Here is a 25766-nt window from a genome sequence, read left to right as displayed (position 1 = left end):
TCTGCACGATGGAGAAGCGCGGCGGCCGGGTGCTCGTGTTGGTGGCGATCGGGGTGGTCGCGGGGGTGCTCTCCGGCCTGTTCGGCGTCGGCGGCGGGGTAATCGTCGTGCCGGCGCTGATGGCGTTCATCCACCTCGACCAGCGTCGGGCCTCGGCGACGTCCCTCGTGGCGATCGCCCCCGCGGCCGTCGTCGGTGCGATCACCTACGCCGTGCAGGGCGAGGTGCACTGGCTCGCGGCCCTGACCCTGGCGGTCGGCAGCGTCGTCGGCGCCCCGATCGGTGCGCGGCTCCTCCGTGCGCTCCCGCTGCGGGTCCTGCCGTGGATCTTCGTCGGGTTCATCGCGGTCGTGCTCGTCTCCCTGTTCACGACGGTGCCGACGCGTGGCGGCGACGTGCACTTCGGGGTCGTCGAGGCGATCGTGCTCCTGCTGCTCGGGCTGCTCTCGGGCGTGCTGTCGGGGCTCGTCGGGGTCGGCGGCGGGGTCGTCATCGTGCCGGGGCTCGAGGTCGTCCTCGGCGCGGGCGACCTGCTGGCGAAGGGCACCTCGCTGCTCACGATGGTGCCGACGTCGGTCTCCGGCACGGTGGCGAACCTCCGGCGCCGTGCGGTGGAGCTGCGGGTCGGCCTCACGATCGGCATCACGGCAGCGATCTGCTCTCCAGGAGGCGCGTGGATCGCCCGCCTCGTCGATCCGCAGGTGGGCACCTGGCTCTTCGCCGCGTTCCTCGTGGTGGTCGCGGTGATCGTCCTGCGCCGTGGTCGCCGGGCCGTGCCGCGGAACGAGGCGACGGACGGGGAGGTCGCGTGACGCGCCTCCAGGCCGGTGGTGGACGGAACCCAGCGGATGCGGAGGCCGTGCTCGCGGCGTTCGCACGGACGAGCGGTGACGTGCCGGCGGCGCGACGCGTCGCGCGGCAGTTCGCCGACCTCGACGAGGGCGAGCGGTCCGCGCTGCTCTGGAGCGAGGACGCGGGGGCACGGCTCGTCGCAGTGCTCCTGATGGTGCAGGCGATGCGGGAGCACCCGGACCCGGAGCTGACCGACGAGTACCTGTCGGCGGCGAAGGCGGAGCGTTTCGACGACACGGTGCTGGTCGACCTCGGGGCGGAGGAGCTCGTGGGCGCCCCGCTCGTCGGCGGCTCGACCGGACCGCTGTTCGCGCTCGTGAAGTCCGACGTTGCGATGGTCCGGCGGATCGCTCTGGTCGCGACCCTGGCGTTCGTGAAGCAGGGCGACGCAGAGGTGCCGCTCGCCATCGCGGGGCGACTCGTGCGGGAGCGGAGCGACACCGTGCAGTCGGCACTCGGGTGGGTGCTGCGCGAGACCGGCAAGCGGGCGTCGGAGGACGCGCTCGTGGCGTTCCTCGAGCGGCAGGCGCGGTTCCTGGGCCCGGCGGCACGGGCGACGGCGACCGAGCACCTGCCGGCTGCCGAACGCGACCGGTTGCGCGGCTGACGCGACCGCCGGCCGTCACGTCGGACGCGGCGAGTGTCCTCAGTCGGACTCGGTGGGCTCCGCGAAGAACGTCGTGAGCGACACGACGACACCGTCGCGGACCTCGACGACGTCGATCCCGCGCACGGCGGGCGCCCCGACCGGGCCGAAGCCCCACGCGAGTGCGCCGTGCGTCTCCGAGACGTAGCGACGCCCCTCCTCGACGAACTGGAAGGCGCCGGGCACGGTCTCGAGGAGTTCGGCGGCCTTCTGCTCGAGGGCGTCCCAGCCGACGGCGGTGCCCTCCGGGTCGGTGAAGGTCACGTCGGGGGAGTACGTCCGCTCGATCGCGGCACGGCGGGAGGCAGCGTCGCGGTTCCCGAAGACGTCGTGGAGGTTCGCGGTCAGCAGCTCGGACACGGTGGCCATGCCCGGAGCCTAGCCTGGGGGCATGCACACCGAGGTGCCCCGACCCCGCATCGATCCCGCACTCGTGGAACGGCTCGTGGCCGCGCAGTTCCCGCAGTGGTCCGGGCTGCCCGTGCGCGAGGTCGATCCGCAGGGGTGGGACAACCGCACCTACCGGCTCGGCGGCGAGCTCGCGGTCCGGCTGCCGAGCGCCGCTGGGTACGTGGCGGCGGTCGAGAAGGAGCAGCGGGTGCTGCCGTACCTCGCGTCTCGGCTCGACGTCCCGGTGCCGGAGCCCGTCGGCCTGGGCGTCCCCGCCGACGGGTACCCGTTCCCGTGGTCGGTCCGGCGCTGGATCGACGGCACGGTCGCGCTCCGCGCGACGGACCTCGACCGACGGGTCTTCGCCGCCGACGTCGGCGCGGTGCTCCGGAAGCTCCGGGCCGTGCCGGCCGGGGACGGGCCGGTCGCCGGGGCGCACTCGTTCCACCGGGGAGCGCACCCGTCGCACTGCGCGGCCGAGGTGGTGGCGGCGCTCGACGCGCTCGGGGACGCCGTCGACCGCCGTGCCTGCGATGCGGTCTGGGACGCTGCGACGGCCTCGGTCTGGGACGGGCCCGCCGTGTGGTTCCACGGTGACGTCGCCCCGGGCAACCTGCTCGTCGGCGCGGACGGTCGGCTCTCCGCGGTGATCGACTTCGGCACGTGCGGCGTCGGCGACCCGGCGTGCGACCTCGTCCTCGCGTGGACGTTCCTCGACGGCGATGCCCGCCGGGAGTTCCGCGACGCGGTGGGTCTCGACGGGGACACGTGGGCGCGTGCTCGGGGCTGGGTGCTCTGGAAGGCGCTCATCATGCTCGCGGGGAGCTCCGGGCCGGGGGACCGGGGCGAGCACGAGGCGGTGCTGCGGGCGGTCCTCGCCGATCCGGTCGCGGTCTGAGCTGCGCGTCACGCAGCCGGGCCGCCCCGCGCAGCCCGGCCTACCCGAGGAGTCGGACCGCCCGTCGGGGCCGGGGTCGGCGGGACTACGGCGTCAACACCGAGTCCAGCACGAGGTCGAGCGCCGCGAGCTGTCGCTCGGGCGTCCACCGCTCCGGGTCGCCCGCGGCCAACGCGGTGATCCCCTCGACGGTCGCGGCCATTGCAGCCGCGCGGTCGGCACACACCGCACCCGCGAGGCCGGTCGCGAGCGCGAGCAGTCGAGCGAGTCGCTCGGCGAAGGCGCGGCTGTTCGTCACGTGCCGATCACGCAGCACCGGGTCACCGAGCGCAGCGGCGAGGAACGCGACCCACGCCCGGGCCTCGGCGAGGCGTCCGGCATCGACCGCGAGTGCGCCGCCGGCCACGGCTCGCACTGCCGACGCCGCATCCGGGGCGTCCGCCTCGAGCGCGTCGGCACGGACCCTCGTGCGGTCGTGCAGGACGTCCCGGGCGTGCAGGAGGAGGGCGCGCTTGTCGGGGAACGTGTGGAGGACGAGCCCCGTCGTGCACCCGGCGCGTTCGGCGACCGCACGGAGCGTCAGGCCCGTCGGACCGAGGTCGGCGAGGGTGGTGAAGACGGCCTCGGACAGCCGGGTCCGCTGGGCGGCGTCGTCTCGGGTCCGGGGCACACCGGAAGCGTAACAGGTGTTACCGTAACGGTCGTTACCGAAAGGATCGCCATGCGCTGGACCATCACGACCGTCCCGTTCGACCACCCGGACGCCGACCGGCTCCGCCGAGCGCAGCGGCAGGAGCTCGACGAGCGGTACGGAACGAGCGACCACGAGCCCGGCGTCCCGCCGACCGCGGCCGACGTTCCGGTGTTCGTCCTGGCCTGTGACGAGCACGGCTCCGCGATCGCCTGCGGCGGACTCCGGCCGCTCCCGGACCACGTCCTCGGTGCCGGGGTCGTGGAGATCAAGCGGATGTACACGGCGCCGTCCGCTCGGGGGACCGGTGTGGCGACGGCGGTGCTCCGGCGGCTCGAGCGGGAAGCGGTGCGGGCGGGCGCTGGCTCGGTGGTCCTCGAGACCGGCACGGCGCAGCCCGACGCGATCCGGTTCTACGAGCGCGAGGGGTACACGGCGATCCCGCTCTTCGGCGCCTACGCCGGGTCGACGAACTCGGTGTGCTTCGGTCGGCGACTCGACGTGGTCCCCGCGGTCAGCGCCGCGGACTGATGGGTGTCTCGGCCAGGACGACGTCCGGGTCCATCGGGATGCCTCCGAGGACCCGGGGTGTGCCCTCGTGCCAGGCGACCTCCACGCCGCCGGCCCGGAGTCCGGCGACGCTCAGGTCGATCCGGAGCAGTGGGATGGACAGGTCGGCGTAGCGCTCGGCCACGATCGCATCGACCTCCGCAGGGGTGGTCACACGGACGTGGTCGCCGGGTTCGAGCGGCACGTTCCGGGTCGCGACCTCGTACACGCCGAACCCGCGGCTCATCTCCCAGTCGTCGGCGATCGCCACGTGGCAGATCACGTCGTCCATTGCGCATCCTCTCGTAATGAAACGCCAACGTATCATTACCGGTACACTCGGACCATGGGCAAGCGAGGACGACCGACCGCGGGGGAGCGTGCTGCACGCGACGAACGGGTGCTCGACGTCGCGACCGACCTCTTCCTGGCGCACGGCTTCGCGGACGTCTCGCTCGACCGCGTCGCCGCAGCGGCCGAGGTCACGAAGCGGACGATCTACACGGCCTTCGGCGACAAGGCGGCACTGCTCCGGGCGGTCGTCCAGCGGCACCACGGGTACAGCGACGACGCGCACCCCGACCTCGAGTCGACCGCGACCGCCGTGGTCGAGGCGTTGCTCTCGGACCGCGCGGTTGCGCTGCACCGGCTGGTCATCGCCACGGCCGTCAGCTCGCCCGAACTCGCACGGGGCTTCCACGAGGCCGGCCCGCTCACGGCGCAGGCCGCGCTCGTCCGCGCCGGTGCGGACCCGGGCGAGGCGGAAGCGCTCTTCACGCTGCTCCTCGGGGAGCGACACCGTCGGCGACTGCTGGGGCTCGAACCCGCCCCGACCGCTGCCGAGGCCCGCGCCGCCGCCCGTCGCGCGCTGGCACGCACCGAAGCAGGACCCGGGGTCACGGCCACCCGGCACGACCCCGCCGACCCCGCCGATCCCGGCGACCCCGGCCCCGGTCCCGCGCGGGGTCCGCGGTCAGCGTGAGAACACGTCGTCCAACGTGTACGTCCCGAGCCGACGCTGCCGGACGAGCGCGCCCAGCCGGGGGAGCGCGTCGATCGTCCCCGGGAAGTTCGCGTGCCCGATCACGATCCGGCCCGGCGTGAACCACTGGTCCGCGAACCCGACGATCTGCCCGGCACCGATGTCGCCGGAGTCCGCGAGGGTGCCGTACCAGAGCAACGGCGTGGTGTAGCCGACGCGTGCGGCCACCGCGTCGACCCGGGCGTCGTGGTACCCGAACGGCGGCCGGAAGTACGGGCGCGCGTCGACGCCGAACGTGCGCTCGATGAACTCGTGGTTGCGCGTCAGCTCGTCCTCGATGGCCTGGTCGCCGAGCTTCGTCAGTGCCGGGTGGTCCCAGGTGTGGTTGCCGATCTGCACCTGCCCCGACTCGACGAGGGGCCGGAGCGCGTCGGCGTGCTCCGTCCAGGAGGGCCGCGCCCCGTTCACGAAGAAGGTCAACCGGGTGCCGGTCGCGGCGGCGAAGCGGGCGTAGGCACCGACGACGTCGGAGGATGCTCCGTCGTCGACGGTCCACGCGATCCCGGGCGTCCCCGCCGGCAGTCCGGTCACGGTGCCCGCCGGGAGCGGCGTCCTCGAGATCGTCGGCTGCACCCACGTCGGTGTCGGTGCCGGCGTGGGAGTGGGCGTCGGGGAACGCGTCGGGGTCGGCGGGTGCGTCGCGACGACCTCCCGTCGTGGTCCGGTCGGCGAGCAGGCGGAGAGCGCCCCGGCGGCGAGCAGGGCGCCCGCTCCGGCGAGCAGGGAGCGGCGGGTGGTGCGGTGGTCCATCGGCACCAGCTTCGGTCGACCGGCCGGTCGGGCGCATCGGCTGGCGGGACGATCCGGTTGGCCGGTCGGCCACCGGGCGCGAGCACGGGACTGCGCAGGGCGACGACGAGTGCGCACGGTGCACGGCGCGCAGACGTCGTTCCGATGCGCACCTCCGGCAGGCGGCTGACGCGGGACCCGGGGTCGCCGCGGGCGGGCCAGGAGGCGCGGCTCGCGTCCGCCACCGAACGCGCTGACCGGACGGGGCTGGGAACGCACCACGGGGCGGGCGGGTACCGACGTGGGGAGACGAGCCGCGCCTCCTGGCCGGCCCGAAGCGACCACGAGAGGAACGCGACGTGCGCGCACTGACCTGGCAGGGCACCGAGAAGGTGTCCGTCGAGACCGTCCCCGACCCGACCATCCAGGAGCCGACCGACGCGATCGTGCGGATCACCTCGACCGCGATCTGCGGCTCCGACCTGCACCTCTACCGGGTGCTGGGCGCCTACATCGACAAGGGCGACGTCCTCGGCCACGAGCCGATGGGCATCGTCGAGGAGGTCGGCTCCGCCGTCACGAACCTCAAGGTGGGCGACCGCGTCGTCGTCCCGTTCAACATCTCCTGCGGCCACTGCTGGATGTGCCGCAACGGCCTGCAGTCGCAGTGCGAGACCACCCAGACCGCCGAGTACGGGACGGGCGCCTCGCTGTTCGGCTACACGAAGATGTACGGCCAGGTCCCCGGCGGACAGGCCGAGTACCTCCGCGTGCCGCACGCCGACTACGGGCCCATCGTCATCCCGGACGACGGCACGCCCGACGACCGCTGGCTGTTCCTCAGCGACATCCTGCCGACCGCCTGGCAGGCCGTGCAGTACGCCGACGTGCCCGAGGGTGGGACGCTCGCGGTGCTCGGCCTCGGTCCGGTCGGACAGTTCGCGGCCCGGATCGGCGCGCACCTCGGCTACCGGGTGCTCGCCGTCGATCCCGAGCAGGTCCGCCGCGACCTGGGGGCGAAGCACGGTGCCGAGGTGTTCGACCTGACGAAGGACGTCGTGCCGCAGCTGGTCGACCTGACCGACGGTCGCGGTCCCGACGGGGTCGTCGACGCGGTCGGCATGGAGGCGCACGGCAACCCGGTCGCCGGGTTCGCGCAGCGCGCCGCCGGACTCCTGCCCGACGCGATCGCGCAGAAGGCCATCGAGGTCGCCGGTGTCGACCGGCTCGCCGCCGTGCACGCGGCGATCGACCTGGTCCGCCGTGGCGGCACGGTCTCGCTGAGCGGTGTCTACGGCGGTCGAGCGGACCCGATGCCGATGTTCACGCTGTTCGACAAGCAGATCACCGTCCGCGAGGGACAGTGCAACGTGAAGCGCTGGATCGACGACATCATGCCGCTCGTGCAGGACCCGTCGGACCCGCTCGGGACGCTCGACCTGACGACCCACCGGGTCTCGCTCGAGGACGCCCCGCACATGTACGAGGTGTTCCAGAAGAAGGAGGACGGCTGCGTGAAGGTCGTGCTCGACCCCGCACTGGCCGCCGCCTGATGCGGATCGTCGTCGTCGGCGCGACCGGCAACCTGGGGACCGCCGTGCTGCGGCGGCTGGCAGCGGTCCGTGCCGAGGGCACCTCCGTCGAGGTCGTCGGGATCGCTCGGCGGCTGCCGGACCTCCGTGCCGAGCCGTACGGGACGGCCGTCTGGCACGCCGTCGACATCGGTGCCCCGGACGCGGTCGACCAGTTGGCCGCGGTGTTCCGGAGTGCCGACGCGGTGGTCCACCTCGGCTGGGCCCTGCAACCGACGCACGACATCCCGACGCAGTACCGGACGAACGTGACCGGGACCGCCAACGTCCTCGAGGCCGTGGCGCGCGTCGGCGTCCCCCAGGTCGTCGTCGCGTCGTCCGTGGGGGCGTACCGCGGGGTCGACGTGGACGGCAAGCGGACGCCCGTCGACGAGGAGTTCCCCGTCACCGGCATCCCGACCGCCACGTACTCGATCCACAAGGCCGAGAACGAGGCGGCGATGGACGCCTTCGCCGCTCGCCACCCGGACGTCGTCGTGACCCGGCTCCGCCCCGGACTGGTCTTCCAGCGCAGCGCCGCCGCCGAGCTCCGCGGACTGTTCCTCGGACGACTCGTGCCGATGTCGATCGTCCGGTGGATCCGCTGGGCGGTCCTGCCGTTGCCGCTGCCGTTCGTGTTCCAGGCCGTGCACGCCGACGACGTCGCCGACGCCTTCTGGCGCGCGATCGACCGACGTGCCGGCGGAGCGTTCAACATCGCTGCCACACCCGTGCTCAACCCGCCGAGGATGGCGCGGGCGTTCGGCATGCTCGGGGCGATCCGGGCGCCGATGTGGCTGATCCGCGGGCTCGTCACGCTCACGTGGCGGCTGCGGTTGCAGCCGACGGACGCCGGGTGGGTGGACATCGCGGCCCAGGTGCCGATCATGCGGACCGACCGGGCGCGGTCGGTGCTCGGATGGGAGGCGCGGCACACTTCCGAGGAGGCCTTGCGCGAGCTCGTGGCCGGGTTCGCGGACGGAGCGCGGGTGCCGGGGTCGGGGCCGTTGAGCGGGTGAGGGTGGCCCCTTCGTGGGGCAGCGTGCGGTGACCCGCGCGGGCTACGATCGCACCACCAGTCCACGAGGGGGCCCGATGATGTTCGCGATGCTGTCCAGCCCGATGGCCTCCGGCGAGTTCGAGGGGCCGGACGTCTCGCAGTTCGGCGCGGAGACCCACAACCCGCTGGTCCCGCCCGTCTACGACCTCGTGTGGAGCGTCGTGACGGTGCTCGTCGTGGTGGCGGTCGTCGTCACGGTCGTGCTCGTCGTCCGACGTGCTCGACGTGCGCCGGGACGCCCGCTCGAGCAGCGGCTCGCCGAGCTCGACGACCTGCTCGCCCGCGGCGTCATCTCCGACGAGGAGCACCGCACCGCCCGCACCGAGGCCCTCCGCGGCTAGCCTGGGCGGGTGCTGCAGCCCATCGACCTGCTCGGGGAGTGGACCCTGCGCCGCACGGTCCACGACCGGCGTGCCGGGGTCGCCGGCCTCGTGACCGGGACGACCACGCTGACGCGTGCGGCCCCGGACGAGGTCCGCTGGGACGAGGCCGGCACGATGGCCTTCGACGGGCGGACCGTCCCCGTGGCACGGACGCTCCGGGTGCGCCGGGGCCCGGACGACCGCTGGACCGTGCACTTCGCCGACGGCCGGGTGTTCCACGACTGGGTCTGGGGATCGGCGGTGTCGCACGCGTGCGCGCCCGACGACTACTCCGGGGTGCTCGCCGGGGACGCCGAACGGTGGACGGTCCGGTGGGAGGCGCACGGTCCCGCGAAGGACTACGTCCTCGACAGCACGCTGCGACGTCGGTCCCACGCGGCAGACTGAGTGCATGCCCCGCAGCTCCGGTACCGACGCCCCGCGCATCACCCTGACCGAACCGACGGACCTCGACGACTGGACGCCCGGTCCCGGCGACGTCCTCACGGGCGACCGGATCGAGGGGAAGCGCATCGACGTGTTCGACCTCGCGGGGGAGCGGCTGCCGGACCTCGAGATCGAGGAGTCGGTGATCGGCACCCTCCGGGTCGACGGCGCCGACCTCCGGGGACTGCGGGTGCGTGACTCGGTCGTCGAGACGCTCGACGCGCCGGTGCTCCGGGCGTCGAGCAGCTCCTGGCGCGAGGTCCGGATCGCCGGCGGCCGCATCGGTTCCGCCGAGCTGTACGACGCGGGGCTGAACGGCGTCGAGTTCGTCGGGATGAAGCTCGGGTTCGTGAACCTCCGCGGCTCGACACTCACAGACGTGGTGTTCCGCGACTGCGTCGTCGACGAGCTGGACATCGCCGACGCCCGACTGCTGCGGGTGTCGTTCGAGGGGACGAGGATCCGCGCGGCCGAGGGCTCGAACACCCGGATCGAGCACGTCGACCTCCGGGGCGCCGACCTCGACCGGGTGGAGCGGCTCGAGGGGTTCCGCGGCGCGACGATCGCCGCCGACCAGCTGTACACGCTCGCGCCGCTCCTCGCTGCCCAGGCGGGCTACCGCGTCGACTGACCCGCCGGCGCGGACGCGGTCGCCGGCGCGCGCGCCAGGTCAGCCTGCACGAGGTCGCCGTGCACCGCCGCACCCGCCTGCGTCCCGGCCGCCGCCGACGCGATGACGGTCGCCATCGGCGCCGCCACGTTCCCGGCCGCGTACACGCCCCGCACGCTCGTCTGTCCGGCGGCGTCCACCGTCAGGGCACTCGCGTACCGGTGGTCTCCCATGAACTGGTCGGTGGCCTCGAGCCCGAGTCCCTCGAGGAACCCGGTGCGCGCCTCCGCCGTGCTCGCCGCGGCCAGGGCGTCGAGCGCCACGAACTCGCCGGACGCCACCACGACACCGGTGAGACGATCACCGTCGGACACCACGTCGCGCACCGGTCCCGTCACGACCCGGACACCGCGGGCGGCAAAACCGGTCAGGGTGGTGTCGTCGACGAGCGCCGGGTCCGTGACGAAGGCCGTCACGTCCTCGCTCAGCGCGCGGAACATGAGCACCTGGTGCGCCCCGATCGGCGACGTCACGAGCACGCCGATGCGCTGGTCGCGGATCTCCCACCCGTGGCAGAACGGGCAGTGCACCACACCGCGCCCCCACTGCTCGGCGAGGCCCGGGACCTCCGGCAGGACGTCCACGACGCCGGAGGCGACGACCAGCCTGCGTGTCGCGACGACCGCGCCCGACTCCAGCGTGACCGAGAAGCCGACCGGGTCGACACCGTCACCGTCCGTGGCGGACGCGGCCACGATCCTCCCGGTCGTCACCTCGACGCCGTAGGCGGCCACCTCGTCGCGGCCGACCGAGCCGAGTTCCGCTGGCGAGGCGCCCTCGCGCCCGAGGTAGTTGTGGACCCCCTCGGCGCGGGCGTTCCGCGGCTCGCCGGAGTCGACGACGAGCACGGACCGTCGCGAACGGCCGAGGACGAGTGCTGCTGACAGGCCAGCGGCTGCTCCGCCGACCACGATGACGTCGTAGTGATCACGCATGCCTGCATCCTGCGGATCCACGCGCCCAGACAGCAGACTTCCTTGCCGGTCTGGCAACATGGCCGGCATGGCCACGGATCGGGAGGAACGGATCACCCCGCGCACGACGGCTGAGGTCGTCGACGGGGTCGGCCCACGACTGCGCGCGCTGCGGACGCGCCGTGCCGTCACGCTCGCGGCGCTCGCCGCCGAGACCGGGATCTCGGTGTCGACGCTGTCGCGGCTCGAGTCGGGCCAGCGGAAGCCCACGCTCGAGCTCCTGCTGCCGCTCGCGCGGGCGTACCAGGTGCCCCTCGACGACCTGGTCGGGGCGCCGAGGACCGGGGATCCGCGGGTGCACCTCGCGCCGGAGCGGCACGGCGGCCGGATGGTGGTGCCGCTCACCCGACGGACCGGCGGCGTGCGCTCCTTCAAGCAGCTGATCCCGCCAGAGCCCGCGAACACCGATCGATCCCTCCGGACGCACGAGGGCTACGAGTGGCTGTACGTGCTGTCCGGACGGCTCCGGCTGCTCCTCGGCGACCGTGACTTCGACCTCGGGCCGGGCGAGGTCGTCGAGTTCGACACGCACACGCCGCACTGGGTCGGGAACACCACGGACGAGGTGACCGAGGTGCTGTGCCTGTACGGGCCGCAGGGCGAGCGGGCGCACATCCGGTCGCGGCCCGCCGACCGCTAGAAGACGTGTGCGATGACGTCGTCGAGGAGACCCGACGTCGGCGTGTTCGACTGCTGGACGTGGATGCCGACGTCGCCGCGCGTGTAGTACGTGTCGCCGTCGGTGACTGGGTACTGGCTGTTCTGCGTGATCTTCTGGCAGCGGTACCCGTAGCCGTCGAGGGAGCAGTCGTACCCGGACAGTGCCGACTTCAGGTGCGGGTACGCCTTGGTCGAGTCGACGGTCGCGACCCGGATCGACAGGAACGAGATGTCCGCCCGCGGGTCCTTCCAGACGCAGGAGAGCTGCTTGCCGTCCGGCTGGAGCACCGGGGTGAGGTCGTCCTTCGACACCACCACCGGGTTCCCGACGACGGTCGGGTCGTTCAGCGGGGACCCCGCGAACGAGGAGTCCCACTTGCCCGCCGTGATGAGCGCCGTGCACGAGTCCGGGATCCGGCCGGCGTCGTCGTCGACCCCGGGCACCGGGGTGATCGTCGAGGTCGGACGCGGGGTCGAGCCCGGCGTGGTCGGGGAGGCGCTCGGAGTGGACGTCGTACTCGAAGCCCCCGGCGACGTCGTCCCGGTCGGGGCGGAACCGGTGCCGGTCGTGCCCTGGGCGCAGCCGGTGAGCGCCAGCCCGGTGAGCGCGATCGCGATGGCCGTGGTCCCCGTGGTCCTGTTCCGTCGCATGTGATCCCCCTGGTGCAGCCGTCTCGGGCCGGTCAGCGGCCCACTGCCGACGGTAGTCGTGCAGGTCTCCGGTCGATCCCGATCGTCATCGGATCGTGTCCTCGGCGGTTCCGGCGGGCGATGGGAGGATGACCGGGTGACCACGCCCACCGTCCCGCTCTTCCTCGACTGCGACACCGGCGTCGACGACGCCCTCGCCCTCACCTACCTGCTCGACGTCCCGCACGTCGACCTCGTCGGCATCGGTACGGTCTCCGGCAACACCGACGCGGCGACGGCGGCCGTCAACACGGCGGCGCTGCTGGCCCTGTGCGGCCGGACCGTGCCCGTCGCGGTCGGCGCGCACGACCCGATCGGCGGCTCGTACGGCGGCGGCGCACCGCACGTGCACGGGGCGAACGGCATCGGCGGGGTCGACCTCCCGCCGGGTGTCGCGGCCGCGGAGGACCCCGCCGCCGAGCTCCTCGTCCGGCTGGCCCGTGACCACGCAGCCGGTGACCGGAAGCTCGACGTCCTGGCCATCGGCCCGCTGACGAACCTCGCCGTCGCGCTCGAGGCCGAGCCGCGTCTGCCGGAGCTCGTCGGCACGGTGACGATCATGGGCGGTGCCGTGTGGGACGCGGGCAACGTGTCGCCCACCGCCGAGGCGAACGTCCACAACGATGCCGAGGCCGCCAGGCGGGTCCTCCGCGCCGGCTTCGACCTCGTGCTCGTGCCGCTCGACGTCACCCGGCAGCACCGCTTCGACGACGCCGATGCCGACCGGTTCACGGCGGCCGGCGATCCGCTCCGGGTCGCGCTCGGCACGATGTTGCGCAGCTACATCGACTTCTACGAGTCGGTCGACCACGTCCGTCGCGCACCGCTCCACGACCCGCTGGCGGCGGCCATCGCGGCGGGCGAGGTCGAGCCCTCCGTCCGGACCACGCCGCTCGACGTGGTGGTCGGTGGGGTCGAGCACGGTCAGACGGTCCCCGCTGCGGACGGGCCGGCGGTCCGTGTCGTGGTGTCGGCCGACGAGCGTGCGGCGGACGTCATCCGCGAGCGCATCCTCCACGTCGGCGGGGTGTCGAGCGAGTCGGTCGGGCGCGACGGCGTCGCTCGGTAGCGCAGGGGCACGCCGTGGTCGCGCTGTCTCAGCTCCGCCAGACCACCCGCGGAGCCAGCAGGCGGTGTCCGGTCGACGCGGGCAGGACGGTCCGACCGGTGCCCATGAGCAGCTCGATCGCGGCCGCGGCGACCTCGACCAGGGGCTGCTCCACGCTGGAGATGCCCACCGCCTCGGCCACCGGGGTGTCGTCGTAGCCCACCACCGGCACCGCCGCCCCGAGCGCGAACCGGGCTCCGAGGGCGAGGGTGTCCGACGCACAGACGAGCGCGTCGAACCCGGCGCCGTCCTCGACCGCCGCCGCGACCGTGCCCGTGGCCGCGGTGACGTCGTCCTCGCACGTGAGCCCGGGGTCGTCGGGCAGCCCGGCCGCGCGCATCGCGTCCCGCCAGCCCCGTCGGCGCTCGTCACCCTGTCCGGACGGGCTCGGCCAGCCCAGGAACCCGATCCGGCGGTGCCCCTGCGCCACCAGGTGCTCGGTCGCGACGTGCACGCCCGCGTACCCGTCGACGTCGACCCAGGGGTGCGGCGCGGCGTCCATGTCCGGCAGACCCCACGGCCGGCCGAAGGTCACGAAGGGGATGTCCCGGGCGCCGAGCCACGCCGCGCGGGGATCGCCGTGGAACGTCGAGGTGAGGACGAACCCGTCGACGTCCGAGCCCTCGACGAGGCGTTCGATGTGTGCGAGTTCGTCGTCGACGTCGGTGGCGGTGAAGAGCAGGATGCGCATCCCGCGCAGGTCGGCACACTCGACGAGCGCGTGCAGGAAGCGGTCGAGCACGGCGCCGGAGATGCCGTGCACCGGTTCAAGCCGGACGCCGAGCGTGGAGCTCTGGCGGGTGCGGAGCCGACGGGCGGATGCGTGCGGCCGGTACCCGAGGTCGTCGATGGCGGCCCGGACCCTGGTGAGCGTCGCGGGGCGGACGACCTCGGGCCGGTTCAACGCGTTCGACACCGTCTGCCGTGAGACGCCCGCGGCGAGGGCGACGTCGGCGACGGTGGCGGGATGCGACATGGGGTTCACCGTAGCGCCTCGCAGGTGTATGGTCGACTCGTTTGATCGATCAAATTTGAACGATCGAAGTATTGCACTCGACGAGGAGTCCCCCTGATGCAACGACGCACAGCACGCATGCTGACCGCGGGAGCGATGGCGCTCACCGCAGCTCTGACCCTCTCCGCCTGTGGCTCCGGCTTCTCGAGCTCGGGCGGCAACGGTTCCGGCGGTGGCGCCGCGAAGCTCACCTCGAGCGACGACCCCCTCACCGTCCTCATCGGCTCGTCGGGCGACGCCGAGACCGCCGCCGTGAAGAGCGCCGCCGCCGCGTGGTCGAAGTCCTCGGGCACCGGCGCGACGGTGCAGCCAGCGAACAACCTCGACCAGCAGCTCGCCCAGGGCTTCGCGGCCGGCAAGCCCGCCGACGTGTTCTACGTCAGCACGTCGTCCCTCGCCGGGTACGCCGCGAACGGCTCGCTGTTGGCCTACGGCGACCAGCTCGAGGACACGAGCGACTTCTACCCGACGCTCACGAAGTCGTTCACCGTGGACGACCAGCTCTACTGCGCGCCGAAGGACTTCTCCACCCTCGCGCTGTTCATCAACACGAAGGACTGGAAGGCCGCCGGGCTGACCGACAGCGACGTCCCGACCACCTGGGACCAGTTGCGGACGGTCTCCGAGAAGCTCACCCGCGACGGACGGGTCGGACTCACGACCAGCCCGCAGATCGAGCGTCTCGGGGCGTTCATGACCCAAGCCGGCGGTGCCCTGACGAACAGCGCCCAGACGAAGGCGACCGTCGACTCGGCCGCGAACGTCGAGGCCCTCGACTACGTGAAGGGCCTGCTCGACGACGGCTCGATGAAGTTCTCGAGCGACCTCGGCGAGAGCTGGGGAGGTGACGCGTTCGGCAAGGACAAGGCCGCGATGACCATCGAGGGCAACTGGCTCACCGGGGCGATGTCGTCGAGCTACCCGAGCGTTGACTACAAGGTCGTCGCCCTGCCGAAGGGCCCGAAGGGTGCCGGCACGCTGCAGTTCACGAACTGCTGGGGCATCGCGAAGGACTCCCCGAACCAGAAGGCAGCGCTGTCCTTCGTCGAGAAGATGACGAGCACCGACCAGCAGCTCGCGTTCGCGAAGGCGTTCGGTGTGATGCCCTCGGTCGAGTCGGCCGCCGGCACCTGGAAGCAGGAGTACCCGCAGTACGCCGCGTTCCTCGACCAGGCGGACGCCGCCCAGGGCCTGCCGAACGCGTCCGGGACCGCCGACGTGATCGCCGACTTCGACTCGAAGCTCGGCAGCCTCAGGACGACCGACACCAAGACCCTGCTCGAGGGCGTCCAGAAGAACATGGCCGCCGCGCTGAAGGGCTGACGGACGTGTCCCGGAAGAACCGTGCCGAAGCCGTCTCGGGCTGGCTGTTCACCGCGCCGACGATCATCGTCCTCGGCCTGTTCCTCGCCGTGCCGGTGGTCATGGCGGCCTGGGTCAGCGTGTCCGACTGGCGGGGTGTCGGCAGCCCGTTCTCGTCCGACGTCTCCGTCGTCGGCGGGCAGAACTACGCCAAGATCCTCGGTGGCGGGGGCCTCGACGAGCAGAACTTCGGCACCGCGCTGCGGAACAACCTCTGGTACGTCGTGTTCGTCGTCCCGCTGCAGACCGCCGTGGCGCTCGGGCTCGCCCTGCTCGTCAGCGGTCGGGCACTGCGCGGGCGCGGGTTCTTCCGGACCGCGTTCTACTTCCCCTCGGTGACGAGCTCGGTCGCCATCACCGTCCTCTGGCTGTTCCTGTTCTCGTCGACGGGAGCCGTCAACAAGATCATCAGCTGGGCGGGGATCAACGGACCGAACTGGTTCAACGAGCCCACCGGCCTGTTCCACCTCGGCGCAGGCACACCACCGGCCTTCCTCGCCGACCACACGATGCTCGGCATCTCGTGGTGGGAGTGGCTCGCGGGTCCGTCGGTCGCGATGACCGCGTTCATCCTGCTCGCGGTGTTCACGACGAGCGGCACCTTCATGCTGCTGTTCATCGCGGCGCTGCAGAACCTCTCGCCGGAGGTCGACGAGGCGGCGATGATCGACGGCGCCGGGTCCTGGACGCGGTTCTGGCGGGTCACCCTGCCGCAGCTGCGCCCGACGCTCTTCACGGTGCTGACGCTCGGGCTGATCGGGACGTGGCAGGTCTTCGACCAGATCTACACGGGCACGAAGGGCGCCCCGGCGAACACGACGCTCACGCCGGCGTTCCTGTCGTACACGTCCGCGTTCCAGAGCCAGCAGTGGGGCGTCGGCGCAGCCATCGCCTTCATCCTGTTCGGCATCATCGTCGTCTTCACGCTGCTGCAGCGGTGGGCGCTGCGCGACCGCCCGGTGTCCCGCCGTCGGATGCGGTGGATCGAGAAGGGGAGCACACGATGACCAGCGCACCCACCCCGGCGACCGCAGGCGGCGGGACCGAGCCGACCCGCGCCTCCAGGGCGGCAGTGCCAGGAGGCGCGGTGCCGGACCTCGGCGCCACCACCGTCACGCAGGCACCCGGCCCGGGCCGGCGGCCACGTCGGCTCACGCCGCGGAGCGTGGTCCTGCTGGTGTTCGGCGTCCTGATCGCCGTCGTCTACCTGCTGCCGTTCTACGTCGCGATCGTGAACGCGTTCAAGACCGACCAGGACGCCTCCCTGCACCCGCTGGCGCTCCCCGTCACCTGGACCGGCGCGGCGTTCCAGACCCTCTTCGAGAACTCCGACTTCGGGATCTGGGCGATGAACTCGATCATCGTCGCGGTCTTCGTCACGCTCGGCCGGATCTTCTTCGACTCCCTCGCCGGGTACGCGTTGGCGCGACTGCGGTTCCCGGGGCGCCAGACCGTCTTCGCCCTGCTCATCGCCGTCATGGCGGTGCCGGGCGTGGTCCTGCTCATCCCGAAGTTCCTCGTGATCAACCAGCTCGGCATGTACGACTCGTACTCGGGCATGATCGTGCCGTTGCTCGTGGACGCCGCCGGGGTGTTCATCATGAAGAACTTCTTCGAATCGATCCCGGTGAGCGTCGAGGAGCAGGCGAAGATCGACGGTGCCGGCACGTTCCGGACCTTCTGGTCGGTCGTGCTCCCGATGGCGCGTCCGGCCGTCGTGACGATCACCATCCTGTCGTTCCAGGGATCGTGGAACGAGCTCGCGCACTTCATCGTGTCGACCTCGTCGCCCGACCTCACCACGCTCACGAAGGGCGTCGCATCACTGGCGTCGGGCGCGCTGAGCGCCGGGAACCAGTTCCCGGTCAAGCTCGCGGCGGCCTTCGTCATGACCATCCCCGTGGCGGTCGCGTTCTTCGTGTTCCAGAAGCGCATCATGAACGGCAGCGACGGGGCGGTCAAGGAATGAGCACCCCGACGTGACCGCCACCGAACCCACGATCCTGGCCACCTGCGGCGGTCTGGTCGGCGGCGAGTGGGACGACTCGGCGTACGGTCCGCTCCTGTTCGAGGCCGTCCGGCTCGCCCGCGTCCCCGCCGGTCGGCCGCCACGCGTGTTGCACGTGAACACCGCCGGCGGCGACCAGCGGACCGTCGAGGGGGCAGAGCTCGCCGCGGCCCGTACGGCCGGTGTCGAGGCGTCGCACCTGCGGTTCTTCCCGAGACGGAACGTGCCGTCCCTGCGCGACGCCGTCCTCGGTGCGGACGTCGTCTGGGTCTCGGGCGGCTCCGTGGTCAACCTCCTCGCCGTGTGGCGTGCCCACGGTCTCGACGAGGTCCTGCGTGAGGCCTGGGGAGCCGGCGTGGTGCTCGCCGGTGGATCGGCCGGCGCGCTCTGCTGGCACACCGGCGGCGTCACGCAGAGCCACGGCCCCCAGCCGTCGGTCCTCGCCGACGGACTCGGCTTCGTGTCCGGCTCGCTCGGCGTCCACACCGACTCGGACCCGGACCGGTCGCCGGTCTTCCGCGCGGCCGTCGCGGCGGGGGACCTCCCGGCGGGCATCGAGCTCCACGAGGGCGTCGGCGTCGTCCACCGTGGGCGCTCGGCCACGTTCGTCGAAGCCGTCACCGACCACGACGGAGGCGGCGCGGTGCGCATCGCCCGTGCCCCCGGCGACCCGACCGGCATCCGTGCCGAGCCCCTGCCCGTGCGTCGTCTGCCGGACGCACCCCGATCCGTACCGAGCTGGACACCCAGCGCCTGGACCCCGTCCCCCGAACCCGTCGACGAGGAAGCCCCATGACCTCCACCACCACGAACACCACCACCGCCGCTGCCACGACCGCCACGCTGCAGCCCCTGCTCCACGACGAGGTCGCCGTCATCGCGGCACCGACGCAGGCATGGTCCGGTCGGGACGGTGCCATCGGCGCGAACCCCGTGCACGGCTACTGGACCGGCGACCAGCGGTTCGTCTCCGCCGTGCGCGTCAGCGTCGAGCACTCCGCGGTGGAACCGATCGCCGTCGTGCCCGCCGGTGCCCGCGAGGTCGTCTTCACCGGACTCCTGCGCGGCCTCGACGGTACCGGGGCCGATCCGGACGTCCGCCTCGACCGTCGTCGGACGGTGCGCATCGACGGGGTGGCGGAACGCCTGCGCATCACCGATCGGCTCCAGGGGCCCGGCGCGAGCACCGCGGAGCTCGTCGTGACCGTCAGGCTGACCCCGGACGCCGCCGGGATGGACGCGGTGAAGGCCGGTCACGGCCCCCAGCCGGTCCCCGCCGACGCCTCGGAGCAGACCGTGTCGTGGACCTCGGGCTCCGTACGGGTCCGGCTCGACGCCCCCGGAGCATCCGTCCGCGTCGAGGACGGTGACGTCGTGCTGCGCTGGCGGACGGAGCGCGCGCACCAGGTCGACCTCGCGTGGGACTGCGCCGTGGAGACGCCCGACGCCGTCGTCACCGGCGTGACGACCCCGCGCCCGTTCGACGTCCCGGCCGGCGTGCAGGACGACCGGCTCCGGCGCTGGCTGGAGCGTGCCACCGACGATCTCGACGCACTCCGGCTGGCGCGGCCCGAGGGCGAGTTCATCGCCGCCGGCGCCCCCTGGTTCTTCACCCTGTTCGGCCGCGACGCGATCTGGGCCGCCCGCTTCCTGCTGCCCGTCGACACCAGCACCGCCGGGGGCACCCTCCGGGTCCTCGCCGCGCTGCAGGGCACCGCGGACGACCCCGCGACCGCCGAGCAGCCCGGCAAGATCATGCACGAGCTGCGCCAGGCGTCCCTGCCGGTCGACAACGACGAGATCTCCCTGCCACCGCTCTACTACGGGACCGTCGACGCGACGGCGCTCTGGGCGTGCCTGCTCCACGACGCCTGGCGTGCGGGGCTCCCCGACGCCGAGGTCGAGGCGCTCCTGCCGACGCTCGAACGCGCCCTGGCGTGGATGCGCGACCACGGCGACGCCGACGGCGACGGGCTGCTCGAGTACGTCGACGAGTCCGGCCGAGGGCTGGCGAACCAGGGCTGGAAGGACTCCGGGGACAGCGTGCAGTGGCGGGACGGCACCCTCGCCGACGGCCCGATCGCGCTGTGCGAAGTGCAGGGCTACGCGCACGAGGCCGCGGTGCACGGTGCCGACCTGCTCGATGCGTTCGGCCGTCCCGGCGGCGACGCGTGGCGTGCCTGGGCCGCGCGCCTGGCCGATCGCTTCCGCGACGCCTTCTGGGTGGCCGACGACATCGGTCGGTACCCTGCGATCGCCCTCGACGCCCGCAAGCGCCCCGTCGACTCCGCCACGAGCAACATCGGCCACCTGCTCGGCACCGGCCTGCTCACCCCTGACGAGGAAGCCGTCGTCGCAGCACGCGTCGTGAGCCCGGACCTGGCGAGCGGCTTCGGCCTCAGGACGCTCTCCACGACCGCCGCCGGGTACTGGCCGCTCAGCTACCACGGGGGCACCGTCTGGGCGCACGACACCGCCGTGGTGATCACGGGCCTCGCCCGGTCGGGACACCACGACGAGGCCCGTGTCCTGTCCGAGCAGCTGCTCGCCGCGGCGGTGGCGTTCGACTTCCGGATGCCCGAGCTGCACGCCGGCGACGACGCGTCCGCCGTCACACGTCCGGCCCCGTACCCGGCCGCCTGCCGCCCGCAGGCCTGGAGTGCCGCCGCCGCCTTCCCCGTCTGGGTGGCGCTCCGGTAGGCCGCCGTCGCAGGGATCCGGCGGTACGGTCGAGGGCATGACGACGACCCCGGACGACCTCGCCGAGGAGCTCCGCGAGTCGATCGGCCGGATCGTGCGGGCCACCCGGGCACTCACCGACGAGCTGCCGCAGGCGCAGAGCGCGAGCCTGGGCCTGCTCGACCGGCAGGGGCCGCAGACCATCGCCGAGCTCGCGCGGGCCCGCGGCGTGAAGCACCAGGGACAGTCGCGGACCGTCGCGGAGCTCGAGGTGCGCGGCTACGTGGAGCGAGGCGTGTCCGACGGGGACCGGCGGGTCTCGGTGATCCGGCTGACGGACTCGGGCCGCACGGTCATGCTCCGGGAACGGAGCGCCCGAGCCGGGGCGTTCGCCTCGGTGATCGGCTCCGAGCTGTCCGAGGCCGAGCGTGCGGCACTCGCCAGGGTGCCGGAACTGTTCGACCGCATCGCGGCGAGACTCGAACGGTGAACGCCCTCTCATCCGGATCGACCACGGCGATGTACAACACTGTTGTAGACTCGTCGACATGGAGCTGACGAAGTACAACCACGCCACCGTCGTCCTCGAGCAGGACGGCGCCACCCTCGTCATCGACCCGGGCACGTTCACGCCGGAGGGCGCCGACCTCGCGACGGCCGCCGTCGCCGTCCTCGTCACCCACGAGCACTTCGACCACTTCGACGTCGACGCCGTCCGTACCGCCCTCGAGGCGAACGACGCCCTCGTGGTCCGTGGGCCCGCTGCGATCGTCGACCAGCTCGGCGCGCACGACGGCCGCGTCGCCGCGGTCTCGGCCGGTGACGCGTTCGAGGTCGGCCCGTTCTCGGTGCAGGTCTTCGGCGAGGAGCACGCCGTCATCCACGGCGACATCCCGACGATCGCGAACGTCGGCTACCTCGTGGACGGCGCCGTGTTCCACCCCGGCGACGCCTACCTCGTGCCCGGCGTCCCGGTGCGGACCCTGCTGCTGCCGACCAGCGGCCCGTGGACGAGCACCGCCGAGGCCGTCGACTACGTCCGCGCGGTCTCACCGGAGCACGCCGTGCAGATCCACGAGGCCATGCTCAGCGAACTCGGGCAGCAGTCCGCCGCGCGGTTCCTCGGCCCGGACGGTCTCGGACCGGTGCCGGTGCAGATCCTGCCCGCCGGCGAGTCGATCACCGTCTGACGGACGTGACGCGCCCCTGAGAGGTGATCCGCGCCTCCAGAGCAAGGTGGAGGGATGCCCGACGCACCCTCCACTGCCGTCCTCTTCGACATCGACGGGACCCTCGTCGACTCGAACTACCCGCACATCGACGCCTGGTGGCGGGCGTGCACGGCAGCGGGCGAGTCCGTCGACGCTTGGCGGATCCACCGCGCGATCGGCATGGACTCGGCGAAGCTGCTCGAGGAGCTGCTGCCGGACGCCACCGACAAGCAGCGCGACACCGTCAAGCAGTTCCACACCGCGTACTACGCCGAGCAGATGCCGCGGTTGCGACTCCTCCCGGGTGCCCGTGAGCTGCTCCGGTCCGTCGCCGAGGCCGGTCACGCCGTCGTGCTGGCCACGAGCGCGCCCGAGGACGAACTCGTGCGACTGCGCGAACTGCTCGACGCCGAGGCGTGGATCACCGCCGTCACGAGCTCGGAGGACGTCGAACAGGCCAAGCCGGACCCGGGGATCATCGAGGTCGCACTCCGGAAGGTCGGCGTGTCCGCCGATGCTGCGGTGATGGTCGGCGACGCGATGTGGGACGTCGAGTCCGCCGGACGGGTCGGTGTGCCCTGCGTCGCCGTGATGACGGGCGGGATCGGCGGCGACGAGCTGCGCCGGGCCGGGGCGGCGGAGGTGTACGACGACGCGGCAGCGGTCCTCGCCGACCTGCGGGCCGGCCGGGGCCCCATCGCGGACCTGGCGAGTCGCGCCGGGGGAGCCGCCGGCAGCGGGGCGGTCGCGTGAGCGTCCGCGGCGTCGACCACATCGGACTGACCGTCCCCGACGTCGACGCGGCCAGCGCGTTCCTGGTCGACGCGTTCGGTGCCGAGGTGCTCTACGACACGCTCCCGGCCGACCAGCCTCCGAAGGGCGGTACGGCGACGACGTCGCGCCTCGGTGTCCCCGGAGACGCCCGTGAGGTGCGGATCCGGATGCTCGCGTTGCCCGACGGCCCCGGCATCGAGCTGTTCGCCTTCGACCACGTCGAGCAGGACACCCCGGCGGTGCCGTCCGACCTCGGATGGCAGCACCTCGCGCTGTACGTCGACGATCTCGACGCCACGCTCGACCGGGTCGTCGTCGCCGGGGCGACCGCGCTCGGCGCACCCCGCCCGCTCCCCGGGCCCGAAGCCGGCGAACGGAATCGGTTCGTGTACGTCCGGACGCCGTGGGGCAGCACCGTCGAGCTCCTGACCTACCCCGATCCCCAGTCCTACGAGGAGCACACGTCGCGCCGACGCTGGCATCCGTGACAGGATCGTCGGTCGTGATCACGATCGAACGCGTTCGGTGGGACGACCCCCGTGGTGTGGCGCTCCGCGCCCGCATGGACGAGGAGATGCACGAGCGCTACGGCGCCGCGAACGGCGACGAGGACCCGGCGGTGACGGCCGAGCGTGGCCGGGCGCTCGCCGTGGACCCGGCGACGATCATCACCTCGATCCTCGCGATCGACGAGGACGGCGAGGCCCTCGGGCACATCGCCGTCCGGCGTCTCGGTGACGAGGTCGAACTGAAGCGCCTCATCGTCCTCGCCGCTGCCCGCGGGAAAGGTGCGGCCACCGCGCTGCTCACCGAGGGGGAGCGCGTCGGGCGTGATGAGGGCGCCGCGCGGCTCATCCTGCAGACCGGCGACAAGCAGCCCGAGGCCGTGGCGCTCTACGAGAAGACCGGTTGGACCCCGATCCCGGTGTACGAGCCGTACGCCGCGACGATGCCGTGGTCGTTCTGCTTCGAGAAGGCGCTCTAGCGGTACCCCACTTCCACATTGCACTCTCAGTCCTATAGTGCAATTCTTGTCCGGTGAGCACCACCGAACGCACCCGCGCGCTGCGCCGACGCATGATCGTCGAGGCACGTCGGGCGACCATCGAGCACGGGCTGCACGGCTTCACGATCGAGCAGCTCTGCGAGACGGTCGGGGTGTCCCGGCGGACGTTCTTCAACCACTTCGCGTCGAAGGACGACGCCGTGCTCGGCATCGAGATCAACGCGGACGTCGAAGCCATCGACGCGTACGCCGCCGGCGGTGTCGTCGCGGCCGACCTCGAGCCGCTGGACTCCATCGTCGCGCTGGCGATCGACCAGTTCCACCGGGCCGGCATCGACCGCGCCGACGAGGTCCTCGTCCGCGGGGTCTTCGAACGGGAGCCGGCGCTCGTCGCCCGGTTCCTCTCGGCCACCGACGTGCAGCTCGGCCGCATCACCGACGCCGTACGAGCGCGGTTCGGTTGGGGCGACGCCACCGACCGCCGTGCGCGGCTCGTCACCGAGGCCGCCGCAGGGCTGCTCAAGGTGACGGCGGAGACCTACTTCGACGACGCGTTCGACGAAGCCACGGGCCCCGCGTTCGACGAGCTGCTCACCCAGAACCTCCGCCTGATGAGGGCGGCCATCACGACCGGACAGGACACCACCGAATGAGCGCCACCGCGCCGGGCACGACCAAGCGTGCCCGCCCAGGCTCCGACGGACCGCTGCTCCTCACGCAGCGTCGGATCTGGATCATCTTCTCCGCGCTCATCGCGGGGATGCTGCTCTCCAGCCTCGACCAGACCATCGTCTCCACGGCGATGCCCACCATCGTCGGCGAGCTCGGCGGCGTCGCGCACCAGGCGTGGCTGACGACCGGGTACCTGCTCGCCTCCACCATCGTGATGCCCGTCTACGGCAAGTTCGGTGACGTCCTCGGTCGCCGCAACCTGTTCCTCATCGCGATCGCACTGTTCACCATCGCGTCGGCCGGTTGTGCGTTCGCCGGTGACTTCACCCAGCTCGTGGTCTTCCGCGCCATGCAGGGCCTCGGCGGCGGCGGCCTGATGATCCTGTCGCAGGCGATCATCGCGGACATCGTGCCGGCGTCCCAGCGCGGCAAGTACCTCGGCCCGCTCGGTGCGATCTTCGGCCTCTCGGCGATCGGCGGCCCGCTGCTCGGCGGGTTCTTCGTCGACCACCTCACCTGGAACTGGGCGTTCTACATCAACATCCCGGTCGGCATCGCCGCGTTCTTCGTGGCGTGGTTCGCGCTGACCCTGCCGAGCAAGAAGGCGACGAAGCGCATCGACGTCCTCGGCGTGCTCTTCATGTCCGCCGCGACGACGTGCCTGGTGTTCTTCTCGGAGTTCGGCGGCAGCAAGGACCACGGTTGGGACGCCCCGGAGACGTGGGCCTGGTTCGCCGGTCTCGTCGTGTCGGCAGCGCTTCTCGTGCTCGTCGAGTCGCGTGCGGCGGACCCCGTCCTGCCGCTGTCGTTCTTCCGGAACCGCACCTTCCTGCTCGCGACCGGTATCGGCCTCGTGCTCGGCATCGGCATGTTCGCGGCGATCGGCTTCGTCCCGACGTTCCTGCAGATGGCGTCCGGCACCTCGGCGGCGGTCTCGGGTCTCCTGATGTTGCCGATGATGGTCGGTCTGATCGGGACCTCGATCGCGTCCGGCAACCTGATCACCAAGACCGGTCGCTACCGGATGTTCCCGATCATCGGGACGATCCTGGTCGCCCTGGCGATGCTCGCGATGACCCAGCTCGCGGCGGACACCCCGATCTGGCTCATCTGCGCGTACCTGTTCGTCTTCGGCGCGGGCCTCGGCCTCATCATGCAGGTGGTCGTCCTCGTGGCGCAGAACGCGGTGCCCGCCGAGCAGGTCGGTACCGCCACGTCGACGAACAACTACTTCCGTGAGGTCGGCGCCTCGCTCGGCACCGCCGTCTTCGGTGCGCTCTTCACGGCGCGGCTCACGACGTCGCTCACCGACGTGTTCCGTGGCGCCGGCGGATCGGCGACCGACGCTGCGTCGTCGGCGGGCAGCATCGACCCCGCGACCGTGGCGAAGCTGCCGGAGGCGGTGCAGGACGGCATCGTGAACGCGTACGCCGACTCCCTGGCGCCCGTGTTCTGGTACCTGCTGCCGTTCATCGCGGTGGCGTTCCTGCTCGCGCTGTTCCTCCCGCAGATCAAGCTTTCCGACACGGCCGGCATGGTCGCCCGCGGCGAGGCGGTCGGCGGCGCCGAGGCCGACGAGCTCGAGCGGGCGCAGCGCGCGGGGCACACGGCCGGCGCCGCCGAGCCTGAGCCGGCCGATGCCGGTCCGGACCGTTCGGAGCGCTGACCGCCAGCACACGAGGACGGGAGGCGCGGTGCCA

At 72.4% G+C, this 25766-nt stretch carries 31 protein-coding genes; 24 read left to right on the top strand and 7 right to left on the bottom strand.

All coding sequences use genetic code 11. The annotated features are described in order from the left end of the window. Positions 1-8: 8 nt before the first annotated feature. Positions 9-812 carry a sulfite exporter TauE/SafE family protein gene (locus tag ACEN8D_RS09940; RefSeq protein ID WP_413398405.1) on the top strand — a complete coding sequence of 268 codons (804 nt, stop codon included), beginning with the start codon at positions 9-11 and terminating at the stop codon, positions 810-812. Then, positions 809-1459, top strand: a complete 651-nt coding sequence (locus ACEN8D_RS09935) for a DNA alkylation repair protein (RefSeq protein WP_413398404.1) — start codon at positions 809-811, stop codon at positions 1457-1459. Before ACEN8D_RS09940 ends, ACEN8D_RS09935 begins: the two co-directional genes overlap by 4 nt. Before the next feature lie 39 nt (positions 1460-1498). On the opposite strand, the gene ACEN8D_RS09930 is transcribed toward ACEN8D_RS09935, so the two are convergent. Then, positions 1499-1867 carry a nuclear transport factor 2 family protein gene (locus tag ACEN8D_RS09930; RefSeq protein WP_070417224.1) on the bottom strand — a complete coding sequence of 123 codons (369 nt, stop codon included), beginning with the start codon at positions 1865-1867 and terminating at the stop codon, positions 1499-1501. A 22-nt stretch (positions 1868-1889) separates the two neighbouring features. Here ACEN8D_RS09930 and ACEN8D_RS09925 point away from each other — a divergent pair, with 22 nt between their 5' ends. Then, a complete protein-coding gene (locus ACEN8D_RS09925; RefSeq protein WP_413398403.1) occupies positions 1890-2786 on the top strand; it encodes an aminoglycoside phosphotransferase family protein in 897 nt (298 codons plus the stop codon). Positions 2787-2871: 85 nt separating this feature from the next. On the opposite strand, the gene ACEN8D_RS09920 is transcribed toward ACEN8D_RS09925, so the two are convergent. After that, entirely contained in the window at positions 2872-3456 is a 585-nt protein-coding gene (locus ACEN8D_RS09920; RefSeq protein ID WP_413398402.1) for a TetR/AcrR family transcriptional regulator, read from the bottom strand. Positions 3457-3507: 51 nt separating this feature from the next. On the opposite strand from ACEN8D_RS09920, the gene ACEN8D_RS09915 reads away from it, so the two are divergent. Next, positions 3508-4008 carry a GNAT family N-acetyltransferase gene (locus tag ACEN8D_RS09915; RefSeq protein ID WP_070417221.1) on the top strand — a complete coding sequence of 167 codons (501 nt, stop codon included), beginning with the start codon at positions 3508-3510 and terminating at the stop codon, positions 4006-4008. Here ACEN8D_RS09915 and ACEN8D_RS09910 read toward each other — a convergent pair. Continuing rightward, positions 3992-4318, bottom strand: coding sequence for a hypothetical protein (locus ACEN8D_RS09910; protein WP_070417220.1), 327 nt, complete (start codon positions 4316-4318; stop codon positions 3992-3994). The genes ACEN8D_RS09915 and ACEN8D_RS09910 overlap by 17 nt on opposite strands. A gap of 54 nt (positions 4319-4372) precedes the next feature. Here ACEN8D_RS09910 and ACEN8D_RS09905 point away from each other — a divergent pair, with 54 nt between their 5' ends. Further along, a complete protein-coding gene (locus ACEN8D_RS09905) occupies positions 4373-5008 on the top strand; it encodes a TetR/AcrR family transcriptional regulator (RefSeq protein ID WP_402737134.1) in 636 nt (211 codons plus the stop codon). Here ACEN8D_RS09905 and ACEN8D_RS09900 read toward each other — a convergent pair. Then, on the bottom strand, positions 5000-5818 hold the full coding sequence (locus ACEN8D_RS09900) for a polysaccharide deacetylase family protein (RefSeq protein ID WP_402737133.1): 819 nt from the start codon (positions 5816-5818) through the stop codon (positions 5000-5002). The two genes, ACEN8D_RS09905 and ACEN8D_RS09900, sit on opposite strands and share 9 nt — an antisense overlap. A gap of 338 nt (positions 5819-6156) precedes the next feature. Between ACEN8D_RS09900 and ACEN8D_RS09895 the strand changes: the two genes are divergently transcribed. From ACEN8D_RS09895 to ACEN8D_RS09875, 5 genes are all read left to right on the top strand, one after another. Beyond that, positions 6157-7350, top strand: coding sequence for a zinc-dependent alcohol dehydrogenase (locus ACEN8D_RS09895; RefSeq protein WP_413399263.1), 1194 nt, complete (start codon positions 6157-6159; stop codon positions 7348-7350). After that, complete coding sequence (locus ACEN8D_RS09890; protein WP_402737132.1) at positions 7350-8387, top strand: NAD-dependent epimerase/dehydratase family protein; 1038 nt, start codon at positions 7350-7352, stop codon at positions 8385-8387. Before ACEN8D_RS09895 ends, ACEN8D_RS09890 begins: the two co-directional genes overlap by 1 nt. Before the next feature lie 76 nt (positions 8388-8463). After that, the gene (locus ACEN8D_RS09885) at positions 8464-8769 is read left to right on the top strand and encodes an SHOCT domain-containing protein (protein ID WP_413399264.1); all 306 of its coding nucleotides are present in this window, start codon (positions 8464-8466) and stop codon (positions 8767-8769) included. Positions 8770-8778: 9 nt separating this feature from the next. Continuing rightward, entirely contained in the window at positions 8779-9198 is a 420-nt protein-coding gene (locus tag ACEN8D_RS09880; protein WP_413399265.1) for a DUF6314 family protein, read from the top strand. A 4-nt stretch (positions 9199-9202) separates the two neighbouring features. Next, positions 9203-9868 carry a pentapeptide repeat-containing protein gene (locus ACEN8D_RS09875; RefSeq protein ID WP_309887103.1) on the top strand — a complete coding sequence of 222 codons (666 nt, stop codon included), beginning with the start codon at positions 9203-9205 and terminating at the stop codon, positions 9866-9868. Here ACEN8D_RS09875 and ACEN8D_RS09870 read toward each other — a convergent pair. After that, the gene (locus ACEN8D_RS09870; protein WP_413399267.1) at positions 9853-10842 is read right to left on the bottom strand and encodes an NAD(P)/FAD-dependent oxidoreductase; all 990 of its coding nucleotides are present in this window, start codon (positions 10840-10842) and stop codon (positions 9853-9855) included. The two genes, ACEN8D_RS09875 and ACEN8D_RS09870, sit on opposite strands and share 16 nt — an antisense overlap. A gap of 67 nt (positions 10843-10909) precedes the next feature. Between ACEN8D_RS09870 and ACEN8D_RS09865 the strand changes: the two genes are divergently transcribed. After that, a complete protein-coding gene (locus ACEN8D_RS09865) occupies positions 10910-11521 on the top strand; it encodes a helix-turn-helix domain-containing protein (RefSeq protein ID WP_413399268.1) in 612 nt (203 codons plus the stop codon). Here the strand turns inward: ACEN8D_RS09865 and ACEN8D_RS09860 are convergent. Continuing rightward, positions 11518-12192, bottom strand: a complete 675-nt coding sequence (locus ACEN8D_RS09860; protein WP_413461284.1) for a hypothetical protein — start codon at positions 12190-12192, stop codon at positions 11518-11520. The genes ACEN8D_RS09865 and ACEN8D_RS09860 overlap by 4 nt on opposite strands. 136 nt (positions 12193-12328) lie before the next feature. Here ACEN8D_RS09860 and ACEN8D_RS09855 point away from each other — a divergent pair, with 136 nt between their 5' ends. Further along, a complete protein-coding gene (locus ACEN8D_RS09855) occupies positions 12329-13300 on the top strand; it encodes a nucleoside hydrolase (protein ID WP_413461285.1) in 972 nt (323 codons plus the stop codon). A gap of 28 nt (positions 13301-13328) precedes the next feature. Here the strand turns inward: ACEN8D_RS09855 and ACEN8D_RS09850 are convergent, their stop codons facing one another. Then, entirely contained in the window at positions 13329-14315 is a 987-nt protein-coding gene (locus ACEN8D_RS09850) for a LacI family DNA-binding transcriptional regulator (RefSeq protein WP_309887099.1), read from the bottom strand. 96 nt (positions 14316-14411) lie between these two features. Here ACEN8D_RS09850 and ACEN8D_RS09845 point away from each other — a divergent pair, with 96 nt between their 5' ends. Genes ACEN8D_RS09845 through ACEN8D_RS09790 form a run of 12 tightly spaced genes read left to right on the top strand, consistent with a single transcriptional unit; the run spans position 14412 to position 25732 of the window. After that, positions 14412-15677, top strand: coding sequence for an extracellular solute-binding protein (locus ACEN8D_RS09845; RefSeq protein WP_092388203.1), 1266 nt, complete (start codon positions 14412-14414; stop codon positions 15675-15677). 5 nt (positions 15678-15682) lie between these two features. Further along, entirely contained in the window at positions 15683-16723 is a 1041-nt protein-coding gene (locus tag ACEN8D_RS09840; protein ID WP_413398598.1) for a carbohydrate ABC transporter permease, read from the top strand. Further along, the gene (locus tag ACEN8D_RS09835) at positions 16720-17685 is read left to right on the top strand and encodes a carbohydrate ABC transporter permease (protein ID WP_083295110.1); all 966 of its coding nucleotides are present in this window, start codon (positions 16720-16722) and stop codon (positions 17683-17685) included. Before ACEN8D_RS09840 ends, ACEN8D_RS09835 begins: the two co-directional genes overlap by 4 nt. 10 nt (positions 17686-17695) lie before the next feature. Next, positions 17696-18520 carry a Type 1 glutamine amidotransferase-like domain-containing protein gene (locus ACEN8D_RS09830; RefSeq protein WP_413398600.1) on the top strand — a complete coding sequence of 275 codons (825 nt, stop codon included), beginning with the start codon at positions 17696-17698 and terminating at the stop codon, positions 18518-18520. Continuing rightward, the gene (locus tag ACEN8D_RS09825; RefSeq protein WP_413398602.1) at positions 18517-20424 is read left to right on the top strand and encodes an amylo-alpha-1,6-glucosidase; all 1908 of its coding nucleotides are present in this window, start codon (positions 18517-18519) and stop codon (positions 20422-20424) included. The genes ACEN8D_RS09830 and ACEN8D_RS09825 overlap by 4 nt, the downstream gene beginning before the upstream one ends. Positions 20425-20461: 37 nt before the next feature. After that, entirely contained in the window at positions 20462-20893 is a 432-nt protein-coding gene (locus tag ACEN8D_RS09820) for a MarR family winged helix-turn-helix transcriptional regulator (protein ID WP_413398604.1), read from the top strand. Positions 20894-20951: 58 nt separating this feature from the next. Next, a complete protein-coding gene (locus tag ACEN8D_RS09815; RefSeq protein ID WP_413398606.1) occupies positions 20952-21593 on the top strand; it encodes an MBL fold metallo-hydrolase in 642 nt (213 codons plus the stop codon). A gap of 54 nt (positions 21594-21647) precedes the next feature. Further along, complete coding sequence (locus ACEN8D_RS09810; RefSeq protein ID WP_413398607.1) at positions 21648-22367, top strand: HAD family hydrolase; 720 nt, start codon at positions 21648-21650, stop codon at positions 22365-22367. Then, positions 22364-22876 (top strand): VOC family protein, encoded by a 513-nt coding sequence (locus ACEN8D_RS09805; RefSeq protein ID WP_413398609.1) that lies wholly within the window; start codon positions 22364-22366, stop codon positions 22874-22876. Before ACEN8D_RS09810 ends, ACEN8D_RS09805 begins: the two co-directional genes overlap by 4 nt. Before the next feature lie 14 nt (positions 22877-22890). After that, positions 22891-23373, top strand: coding sequence for a GNAT family N-acetyltransferase (locus ACEN8D_RS09800; RefSeq protein WP_413398610.1), 483 nt, complete (start codon positions 22891-22893; stop codon positions 23371-23373). A gap of 53 nt (positions 23374-23426) precedes the next feature. Further along, on the top strand, positions 23427-24047 hold the full coding sequence (locus ACEN8D_RS09795; RefSeq protein ID WP_070417197.1) for a TetR/AcrR family transcriptional regulator: 621 nt from the start codon (positions 23427-23429) through the stop codon (positions 24045-24047). After that, entirely contained in the window at positions 24044-25732 is a 1689-nt protein-coding gene (locus ACEN8D_RS09790; protein WP_495600997.1) for an MDR family MFS transporter, read from the top strand. The genes ACEN8D_RS09795 and ACEN8D_RS09790 overlap by 4 nt, the downstream gene beginning before the upstream one ends. Positions 25733-25766 lie beyond the last annotated feature (34 nt).

Source organism: Curtobacterium sp. Curtsp22 (assembly GCF_059492135.1).
The sequence above is the reverse complement of the archived record's forward strand: the minus strand, read 5'-3'. Positions and strand labels throughout refer to the sequence as shown.

Bases quoted from the DNA above. Each gene is read 5' to 3' on its own strand.
- ACEN8D_RS09925 (WP_413398403.1), top strand. From the start codon at position 1,890: ATGCACACCGAGGTGCCCCGACCCCGCATCGATCCCGCACTCGTGGAA.
- ACEN8D_RS09915 (WP_070417221.1), top strand. From the start codon at position 3,508: ATGCGCTGGACCATCACGACCGTCCCGTTCGACCACCCGGACGCCGAC.
- ACEN8D_RS09835 (WP_083295110.1), top strand. From the start codon at position 16,720: ATGACCAGCGCACCCACCCCGGCGACCGCAGGCGGCGGGACCGAGCCG.
- ACEN8D_RS09940 (WP_413398405.1), top strand. From the start codon at position 9: ATGGAGAAGCGCGGCGGCCGGGTGCTCGTGTTGGTGGCGATCGGGGTG.
- ACEN8D_RS09820 (WP_413398604.1), top strand. From the start codon at position 20,462: ATGACGACGACCCCGGACGACCTCGCCGAGGAGCTCCGCGAGTCGATC.
- ACEN8D_RS09890 (WP_402737132.1), top strand. From the start codon at position 7,350: ATGCGGATCGTCGTCGTCGGCGCGACCGGCAACCTGGGGACCGCCGTG.
- ACEN8D_RS09900 (WP_402737133.1), bottom strand. From the start codon at position 5,818: ATGGACCACCGCACCACCCGCCGCTCCCTGCTCGCCGGAGCGGGCGCC.
- ACEN8D_RS09860 (WP_413461284.1), bottom strand. From the start codon at position 12,192: ATGCGACGGAACAGGACCACGGGGACCACGGCCATCGCGATCGCGCTC.
- ACEN8D_RS09790 (WP_495600997.1), top strand. From the start codon at position 24,044: ATGAGCGCCACCGCGCCGGGCACGACCAAGCGTGCCCGCCCAGGCTCC.
- ACEN8D_RS09845 (WP_092388203.1), top strand. From the start codon at position 14,412: ATGCAACGACGCACAGCACGCATGCTGACCGCGGGAGCGATGGCGCTC.
- ACEN8D_RS09815 (WP_413398606.1), top strand. From the start codon at position 20,952: ATGGAGCTGACGAAGTACAACCACGCCACCGTCGTCCTCGAGCAGGAC.
- ACEN8D_RS09930 (WP_070417224.1), bottom strand. From the start codon at position 1,867: ATGGCCACCGTGTCCGAGCTGCTGACCGCGAACCTCCACGACGTCTTC.
- ACEN8D_RS09875 (WP_309887103.1), top strand. From the start codon at position 9,203: ATGCCCCGCAGCTCCGGTACCGACGCCCCGCGCATCACCCTGACCGAA.
- ACEN8D_RS09870 (WP_413399267.1), bottom strand. From the start codon at position 10,842: ATGCGTGATCACTACGACGTCATCGTGGTCGGCGGAGCAGCCGCTGGC.
- ACEN8D_RS09910 (WP_070417220.1), bottom strand. From the start codon at position 4,318: ATGGACGACGTGATCTGCCACGTGGCGATCGCCGACGACTGGGAGATG.
- ACEN8D_RS09825 (WP_413398602.1), top strand. From the start codon at position 18,517: ATGACCTCCACCACCACGAACACCACCACCGCCGCTGCCACGACCGCC.
- ACEN8D_RS09865 (WP_413399268.1), top strand. From the start codon at position 10,910: ATGGCCACGGATCGGGAGGAACGGATCACCCCGCGCACGACGGCTGAG.
- ACEN8D_RS09810 (WP_413398607.1), top strand. From the start codon at position 21,648: ATGCCCGACGCACCCTCCACTGCCGTCCTCTTCGACATCGACGGGACC.
- ACEN8D_RS09905 (WP_402737134.1), top strand. From the start codon at position 4,373: ATGGGCAAGCGAGGACGACCGACCGCGGGGGAGCGTGCTGCACGCGAC.
- ACEN8D_RS09885 (WP_413399264.1), top strand. From the start codon at position 8,464: ATGATGTTCGCGATGCTGTCCAGCCCGATGGCCTCCGGCGAGTTCGAG.
- ACEN8D_RS09850 (WP_309887099.1), bottom strand. From the start codon at position 14,315: ATGTCGCATCCCGCCACCGTCGCCGACGTCGCCCTCGCCGCGGGCGTC.